This is a genomic window from Streptomyces sp. NPDC054840 (assembly GCF_053611065.1).
Window position 1 is genome coordinate 1 of the sequence record NZ_JBSGZP010000519.1, and the last position, 5367, is coordinate 5367.

General features: G+C 71.5%; 6 protein-coding genes. 3 read left to right on the plus strand and 3 right to left on the minus strand.

Annotated elements, in window-relative coordinates; genetic code table 11:
• Nucleotides 1–4: 4 nt before the first annotated feature.
• Entirely contained in the window at nucleotides 5–481 is a 477-nt protein-coding gene (locus tag ACWGIU_RS28450) for an ATP-binding protein (RefSeq protein ID WP_453710483.1), read from the minus strand.
• Between the two features lie 135 nt (nucleotides 482–616).
• On the opposite strand from ACWGIU_RS28450, the gene ACWGIU_RS28455 reads away from it, so the two are divergent.
• Both ACWGIU_RS28455 and ACWGIU_RS28460 read left to right on the plus strand, forming a co-directional pair.
• Entirely contained in the window at nucleotides 617–1699 is a 1083-nt protein-coding gene (locus ACWGIU_RS28455; protein WP_453710485.1) for a mechanosensitive ion channel family protein, read from the plus strand.
• A 44-nt stretch (nucleotides 1700–1743) separates the two neighbouring features.
• Complete coding sequence (locus tag ACWGIU_RS28460; protein WP_453710487.1) at nucleotides 1744–2025, plus strand: WhiB family transcriptional regulator; 282 nt, start codon at nucleotides 1744–1746, stop codon at nucleotides 2023–2025.
• Nucleotides 2026–2090: 65 nt separating this feature from the next.
• Here ACWGIU_RS28460 and ACWGIU_RS28465 read toward each other — a convergent pair whose 3' ends face one another.
• Together ACWGIU_RS28465 and ACWGIU_RS28470 are read right to left on the minus strand one after the other, a co-directional pair.
• Nucleotides 2091–3155 carry a PI-PLC domain-containing protein gene (locus tag ACWGIU_RS28465; RefSeq protein ID WP_453710489.1) on the minus strand — a complete coding sequence of 355 codons (1065 nt, stop codon included), beginning with the start codon at nucleotides 3153–3155 and terminating at the stop codon, nucleotides 2091–2093.
• Nucleotides 3156–3349: 194 nt separating this feature from the next.
• Nucleotides 3350–4396 carry a medium chain dehydrogenase/reductase family protein gene (locus ACWGIU_RS28470; protein WP_453710491.1) on the minus strand — a complete coding sequence of 349 codons (1047 nt, stop codon included), beginning with the start codon at nucleotides 4394–4396 and terminating at the stop codon, nucleotides 3350–3352.
• A gap of 159 nt (nucleotides 4397–4555) precedes the next feature.
• Between ACWGIU_RS28470 and ACWGIU_RS28475 the strand changes: the two genes are divergently transcribed.
• The gene (locus tag ACWGIU_RS28475) at nucleotides 4556–5230 is read left to right on the plus strand and encodes a TetR/AcrR family transcriptional regulator (protein ID WP_453710493.1); all 675 of its coding nucleotides are present in this window, start codon (nucleotides 4556–4558) and stop codon (nucleotides 5228–5230) included.
• Nucleotides 5231–5367 lie beyond the last annotated feature (137 nt).

Sequence of the window (5367 nt, forward strand, 5' to 3'; positions counted from 1 at the left end):
GGGTTCAGGCGTACCCGGGTCGGCCCGTCCGCAGGCGTTCGGCGTCGATCTCGGCCCAGACGACCTTGCCGCGCCCGACAGCCTGGACGCCCCAACGGTCCGTGAGCCGGTGCACCAGACGCAGGCCGTGCCCGCCGGGGCGGCCCGGACGGGCCGAACGCGAGGGGTGCAGCGGTCGTGGGAGGTCACCGATGCCGTCGTACACCTCGACACGGAGCACGTCCCCGGCGCGGAGCATGAGCTCCAGGCAGCCGCCGGCGTGCAGTTTGGCGTTGGTGACGAGTTCGGACACGACCAGGAGCGCGTCCCCGGCGGTTTCCTGACCGTCCCACCCCCAGTCCTCCAGCGCTTCACGGGTGAACTGGCGGCCCCGCGCCACCTGCCGGCAGGCGTCGCGCAGGGTGAGCCGACGGAGCTGCGGGAAGGCCGGCCCCCGTTGCTCCGATACGGGCCCGCCGGTATCCGTTCCGATGGTCTGCACTGCTCACTCACCTCGTCCTCGGCTGTCGTTTCGTGGGCGCTTGTACCCGCCATCACGGAACGGACGCCCCGTTTGTCCCGGCAAGCCCCGGGCACGTGCGACGGGACCCGTTCCCCAGACCCGTTCAGAGGAGTCATGAACAGCCTCCTGCAAGTGCCTGCCGTCATCGGTGGCTCGATCGTGCTCACCTTCGCCGCGGGCAGAGTCACCGACCTGCTGCTGCGGCGGGCGGACGCCCGTCACCCCGAGACACCGCTCTGGAACATGCTGCGCCGCTGTCGTACGTCGGTACGGGTCCTGATCTTCGCTGCGACGATGCGCGCCGTGTACCCGCAGATCGGGTGGCAGCCGCTGCGGGAGCACGAGACGGCTGTGGGGAGACTGCTGACGCTCGTACTGATCGGCGCGAGCGCCTGGTGCGTCGTCCTCATCACCTCCGCCGTGGTCGAGTCCTCGTACGCCCGCTACGCGCTCGGCCCCCACGACCCCTCCCGGGTCCGCCGGGTCCGCACCCAGGTGACGCTCATCATGCGGATCATCACCGCCGTGGTCGCCGTGGTGGCCGCCGCCGCGATGCTGCTGACCTTCCCCGACCTGCGCGCCGTCGGCACCTCGCTCCTCGCCTCCGCCGGGATCATCGGCATCGTCGCGGGCGTGGCCGCTCAGTCCACCCTCGGCAACCTCTTCGCGGGATTCCAGATCGCCTTCGGCGACATGGTGCGGATCGGCGACACGGTCGTGGTGGCCGGCGAGTGGGGTGTGGTCGAGGAGATCACGCTCACCTTCCTGGCCGTGCGTACCTGGGACGAACGCCGGATCACCATGCCCGTCTCGTACTTCACCGGGCGGCCCTTCGAGAACTGGTCGCGCGGCGGGATCCAGATGACCGGCACGGTCTTCCTGCACTGCGACCACACCACCCCCGTCGCGCTGATGCGCGAGAAGCTCAAGGAGATCCTCGACGGCTGCGAGGCGTGGGACGGCCGAGGCTGGGACCTGGCCGTCACCGACACCACGCCCAGCGCCATCGTGGTGCGGGCGATCGTCACCGCGAAGGACCCGGACGACCTGTGGACCGCCCGCTGTTCCGTACGCGAACAGCTCGTCGCCTGGCTGGCCGAGAAGCACCCGTACGCCCTGCCGAGGGTCTCCACGGCCGAGGCCCCTGCCACGCCCACGGACCGTGTTTCGAAACGCGCACCCGGGTCAGACGCGTGAGGGAGCAAGGCAAGGACACGAACGCGGAGAAGAGGAGTCGGGACATGACGAAGGTGGCACGTCTGCCGGGCCGTGCGGAGCACCTGTGGAAGTGGCAGGAGGAAGCGGCGTGCCGGGCGCTCGGCACGGACCGGTTCTTCCACCCGGCGGGGGAGCGCGGCGAGGAGCGCGCCGTGCGGGAGCAGGAGGCCAAGGAAGTCTGCGCGCTGTGCCCGGTGCGGGCACAATGCCTGAGCCACGCGCTGCGCGTGCAGGAACCGTACGGGGTGTGGGGCGGACTGACCGAGGACGAGCGACGGGTGCTGGGCGCCCGCAAGGCGGGCTGACCGGCCGGGTGTGACAGGCCCCGCCGTCCGCGGCGATCCACCCGGCCGGCGGGCCGATAGGCGGATCAGGGGCGCGCGTTGAGCTCCGCGACGATCGAGGCGGGCGTGTGGCCGCTCCCGTCCGACAGGCGGTGGAAGTCGACGGACACGAAGTTCGGATCGCGGCCCCCGGTGGCCGACCGGCACTGCTCGGCGACGCGGTTCCTCAGCTTGGCGCCGTTGTCGAGGGCAGCCGTGAGGACGGTGGGTACGTTGCGGTGGTGGCTCATCGTGAACAGCCGCCGGAAACCTGGTTCCTGGCGGTCCAACGGCACGTCGGACCAGCGGCTGACGCACGTGAGGTCGTTGCCCAGGTTCCCGAGGCTCCAGAAGTTGCTCACGGTCCAGGACTTGTCGTACATGACGCCCAGGTGCTCCCGGTCGGACCGGTCGGAGAAGAGCAGGAGCCGCTTGCCCGAGGTGACGAGATCGGCCACCTTGGGCCAGCCGCGCTGCCGTACGCCCCACTCGTCGGCCCGGAAGAGCATGTTCTGCAGCCCGCTGACCCGGCCGAGGGACGCCTGCATCTGGTCGGCGCCGACGTAGTCCTCCAGGAAGACGGTCACCACCTCCTGCGGGTGGGCGGCGAGGAAGTCCACCACGGTCTGCATCGTGCCGTGGAAGGTCTGCCGCGGCAGGGCGTACGTGGCTCCGGCGAAGGTCTTGCAGTCGCCGTGGCACAGGTACACGTCGCTGGGATAGCAGTCGCTGCCGAAGCTGATGACGCACAGCCAGGTGCTGCGTTCGTACCAGTGCGTGTCCAGGCTCAGGCCGCGGACGCCGTTGTCGAGCTGGGCGCGTACGGACTCCGACTGGTTCACCGAACTCCAGCGGGAGTCCTCGTAATTGGTGAAGGCGTTGTGGGTGGTCAGGAAGGCCACCTCGTCGAGCCGCCGGTCGCCCCAGCGGGCGGCCGCGGCGGCGCTCGGGGTGGCGTTCGCGGTGGGCGTGGAGGTCGTGGTGGCCCTGGCGGGGGCCACGGCCCGGGACGAGGCGGCCGCCGTGGTGACCGTACCCAGGAGGGCCAGCACGAGGAGGCACACCAGGGCGCGCGACCGCACCCGTAATCGCATGTCCATGTCAATCGGCATGGCGCGGAGGATAGCGCGCGGTCCGTGGTTCCGCCCCCCCTGCGGACGCGTCCGGCTGCATCTCACTCTTCGACGACTCCAGCACCGCATCAAGGGCTACGGAGGCCGCTACGTCTTCGACGGCACCCTCCCGCCGCCGACACGATCTGCCGACCGGACCGGCTCCCCTGCGCCTGACGTGCCCGGCGCCTGGGTCACGGGACGAGGACGACCTTCCCGGCGACCGTGCCGGACTCGGCGAGGCGCATCGCCTCGGCGGCGCGGGCCAGCGGGATCTCGGACGCGACCTTGGCGGTGATCTCACCGCGCTGGAGGGCGGTGAACACCTGGGTGAGGTCGGAGCGCAGGCGGGCCCGGAAGCGCTCCTTGGCGTAAGCGCGCCCGGCCCACACGTTGAAGAAGTACGCGCTGCGGCCGTTGGGCAGCGCGTTCCACACCCACACCCGGCCGAGGAGCTTGAGCACCGGCCACGAGCCGGAGCCCTCGTCGTCGCGGGTGGCGGCGCTGCCGTACGAGACGAGCGTGCCGCCGGGGGCCAGGAGCCGCCAGGATTCGAGGATGCCGTCGCCGCCGACGTGATCGAACACCGCGTCCACTCCGCCGGGTGCGAGGGCCCGTACGCGTGCCGGGACATTGCCGGACCGGTAGTCGACGGGCGTCACCCCGAGGGCGCGCAGCGCGTCGTGGTGGCGGGTGGAGGCGGTGCCGATCACCTGGGCGCCCGCGGCCAGTGCCAGCTGGACCAGGATCGAGCCGACTCCGCCGTTCGCGCCGTGGACCAGGACGGTCTGGCCGGCGCGTACCCGGGCCTTGCGGTGGAGCATCTGCCAGGCGGTGATGCCGTTGACGACCGCGGTCTCCGCGTCCACCGGGCTGACGCCGTCGGGCACCTCCACCACGTCGGCGGCGGTGAGCGCGACGTGGCTCGCCCAGCCTCCGGTCTTCGTCAGCGCGGCGACCCGCTTGCCGAGCAGCGTGGAGCTGACGCCCTCACCCACGGCCAGCACCGTGCCGACCAGGTCGTATCCGGGGACGAAGGGGAACGGCGGCTGGTCGTAGTACCGGCCGCGCCGCATCTGCTGCTCGGCGAAGGAAACGCCCGTCGCCTCCATGGCGACCACCACCTGGCCGGCCGTCGGCGCCGGGACGGGACGGCGGTGGAACTGCAGGCCCTCCGGCTCGACCTTGCCCGGCAGAACGACCTCGACCCGCTCGACGGTGTTCCTCATCACGACCTCCATGGTTTACATGTCTCGCGTTTGTTAGAAGCTGTAACGAGAATGGATGGGGACCTGGTGCATGTCAAGGGGGTGAGGTGCTGTATCGCTAGTGGATGTGCCGATGGTGATAGCCTCTAACTCGCTGGGGATGGAGAGCGAACGGCGAGAGGCGAGGCGGACGTGACGGGCAGCACCAAGACCCCCCGGGAGCGGTACCGGCAGCAGGTGCGGGAGGAGGTCAAGGAGAAGGCCTGGCAGCAGATCGCGGGCTCCGGCGCGTCCGCGCTCTCCCTCAATGCCATCGCCAAGCAGATGGGCGTGAGCGGACCGGCGCTGTACCGGTACTTCGCCGGCCGCGACGAGCTGATCACCGAACTCATCCGCGACGCCTACCGCAGCCTCGCCGACGCCTTCATCGCGGCCGCCGCCGCCGACAACGGGGGTCCGGGCGCGGGCCGACCCGGACTCGCCCGGCTGGCGCACGTGCTGCGCCGCTGGGCCCTGGCGGACCCGCACCGCTACTTCCTCCTCTACGGCACCCCGGTGCCCGGTTACCACGCGCCCCCGGACATCACCGCGATCGCCTCGGAACTGATGTCCGTCCTGCTGGACGCCTGCACCGCCCCCGCCGCGGAGCCGCACGCCTTCGAGGACCACCTGGCCGCCCACCGCGCATGGGCCGGTGGCCACCCCGACGCCCCGCCCGCGGCGCTGCGTCAGGCCCTGGCCTTCTGGAGCCGTCTGCACGGCGTCCTGTCCCTGGAACTGGCGGGCCACTTCACCGGTATGGGCCTGGACCCGGCCCTGTACTTCCAGGCGGAGGTGGACGCCCTCGCCGGCGAGCCGACCGCGTGACGGTCATCGCGCAGAGGATGAGCGACCGGCGCCGAGTTCCCGTAGGAGCGTCCAGGGGGCCGGTGGCTGGCGGTCATGATCGCCGGCCACCCCAGAGCCCGGCCGCCTCAGGGCCCGGGCGCCTCAGGGCCCGGGCG